This is a genomic window from Bacillus cereus group sp. BfR-BA-01360 (assembly GCF_022663595.1).
In the GTDB taxonomy this organism is placed as follows: domain Bacteria; phylum Bacillota; class Bacilli; order Bacillales; family Bacillaceae_G; genus Bacillus_A; species Bacillus_A cytotoxicus.
The window spans coordinates 1-2,415 of sequence record NZ_JAKUFV010000059.1 but is presented as its reverse complement, the minus strand read 5'-3'; the positions used below and the strand labels follow the sequence as shown (position 1 = coordinate 2,415).

Sequence of the window (2,415 nt, the reverse complement as noted above, 5' to 3'; positions counted from 1 at the left end):
TTAAAGAAGATGACTCCTGTTGAATACAGAAATCATCTTCTCGCGGCTGCCTAACTTTTTTTAAAATGTCCTTTACAAAGGGTACAGATTAGTGTATCAGCTTGCTTTTTTATTGAGAAATTCGTTGAAATTTTGGAAAAGCTCCGCAAGAGCTGTTTTTTGTTGTAAAATAAAAGAAAAGAATGGATATTTCGTTGTAATTCTATGATGGAATGTGATGCGAAAAAAAAGAAATGAACGATAAATATATTTTTTTGTGATTTTATCGGAATTTAGAAACTTTAAAAGGGAAATTTCACACAATTGTCGAACAATTCATGTAGCCTAGAAGCTTACACATGTCGGAAAATTTGATTCGGTGAGGGAGGAAAAGCTGTGGAGAAAATCAAAGTATGTCTTGTGGATGATAATAAAGAATTGGTATCAATGCTAGAAAGTTATGTTGCTGCCCAAGATGATATGGAAGTAATCGGAACGGCTTATAATGGTCAAGAATGTTTAAATTTATTAAAAGAAAAACAACCTGATGTACTCGTTTTAGACATTATTATGCCACATTTAGATGGCCTAGCAGTACTGGAGAAAATGCGACATATTGAACGACTAAAACAACCGAATGTTATTATGTTAACAGCATTTGGGCAAGAAGATGTGACAAAGAAAGCAGTTGATCTAGGAGCTTCTTATTTCATATTAAAACCATTTGATATGGAGAATTTAACGAGTCATATTCGTCAAGTAAGTGGTAAAACAAATGCTGCGATAAAACGCCCACTACCATCTTTCCGATCGGTAACAACAGCAGATGGAAAACCGAAAAATTTAGATGCGAGTATTACGAGCATTATTCACGAAATTGGTGTCCCAGCTCATATTAAAGGATATATGTATTTACGCGAAGCAATTTCTATGGTGTACAACGACATTGAGTTGTTAGGATCTATTACGAAAGTATTATATCCAGATATCGCTAAGAAATATAATACAACTGCAAGTCGTGTGGAACGTGCAATTCGACATGCGATTGAAGTAGCATGGAGCCGTGGGAATATTGATTCTATCTCATCTTTATTCGGTTATACCGTATCCATGTCAAAAGCAAAACCGACGAATTCCGAATTTATTGCAATGGTTGCGGATAAATTGAGACTTGAACATAAGGCGAGTTGAGAGTAGATATAGCAGTGTTTTTTTATGTTTAGCGGCAATGTAAAGTTACCAACAAATACTGTTAATGCATTTTAATAAACACCGTCTTTTATTCGTTTGTGAATCAAACTAATGAGAGATGGTGTTTTTGTTTTGACTGAATTTGAATTACAGCTAGATAATTTTATGTTGTATTGTTCAAGTAAAAACTTATCGACTAAAACGTTGAAAAGCTATGACCAGACGCTAAATTTATCTTTATTGTACATGAGAGAGACGTATCAAGTGGAGGAAGCGGGAAAAGTAAAGGTCGTACAAAATTGGCAATTAAGTATTTAAAGGAACGTGGAAAGTACACCGTGGCTGCTACAACAATAGCTAACGATATTAATCGCCTACATAATCGGACGGATTACAAAAAGCTACTAAGCGATACAACGATTGCTAACTATTTCCGTAATATCAAAGTGTTTAGAGTTACTGCCTGAAAAAATTGATTTTAAGCATAAAGCAATTTTAATTGAGAACTTGAAAAATAAGCAGCAACGTTACATGTACTTCTCATTTAAAATGGCAATGATTTAAAACGATGGTTATTGTATCGAGACTGTTATTCAATAGGTAGTCTAATTTCTTTGATTGGTATTTTTGGAATTTTGTTAACTATACATTGGTCATTACCTTTTGCATTATTTTTATCTACTTTACCAGGTATTATTCTAGCCTTTTGGTCAAAACTTAAAGGGTATTATATAGAAAAAGATATTTCCGAAAAAGAGAGGGAAATGAATTTTACTGATGGTTTATTTACAGATAAAAGAAGTTTAAAAGAAATTAAAATGTATAATTTAGGGGAATATTTACTAAATAAATGGAAAAACTTATTTAAGTTTACACAAGATAAAAAAATCAGTTTAGCTCTATGGGAATTGAAATCTAGGTCAATTGCATCTCTTTTGTTGCAATTGGCTAGTTTTGGAGTATCTATTTTCTTGGTTTATCAAATATTTGACGCAAATTTATCAATTGGTTCATATGTAGCTTTACTTACAGCGGTTATAACTGTACAAGGGTTATTTGGATCAATCGGTGGAAATTTGGGAGATATTTTTGAAACAGCGATTTATAATAATGCATTATTAGCCATATTAAATTATAATGAACTTCCAAAAGGATGGAGTTAGTATAGTCATATGGACACAACTTAGTTAAGTCCTTACAATGGATTTCAAGGAGGAAGTGTCCGTATGGCAAACAAGAACTTTA

The 2,415-nt window shown here is 32.7% G+C and carries 3 protein-coding genes; all 3 read left to right on the top strand.

What is annotated here, in order from left to right; all coding sequences use genetic code 11:
* The first annotated feature begins 375 nt into the window (after positions 1 to 375).
* Positions 376 to 1,170, top strand: coding sequence for a sporulation transcription factor Spo0A (gene spo0A / locus MR056_RS21825; RefSeq protein WP_012095325.1), 795 nt, complete (start codon positions 376 to 378; stop codon positions 1,168 to 1,170).
* Positions 1,171 to 1,302: 132 nt separating this feature from the next.
* Complete coding sequence (locus tag MR056_RS21820; protein WP_242136722.1) at positions 1,303 to 1,488, top strand: hypothetical protein; 186 nt, start codon at positions 1,303 to 1,305, stop codon at positions 1,486 to 1,488.
* 296 nt (positions 1,489 to 1,784) lie between these two features.
* Positions 1,785 to 2,333: an ABC transporter ATP-binding protein gene (locus MR056_RS21815; RefSeq protein WP_242136721.1), complete on the top strand. Its 549-nt coding sequence runs from the start codon at positions 1,785 to 1,787 to the stop codon at positions 2,331 to 2,333.
* The last annotated feature ends 82 nt before the right edge of the window (positions 2,334 to 2,415 follow it).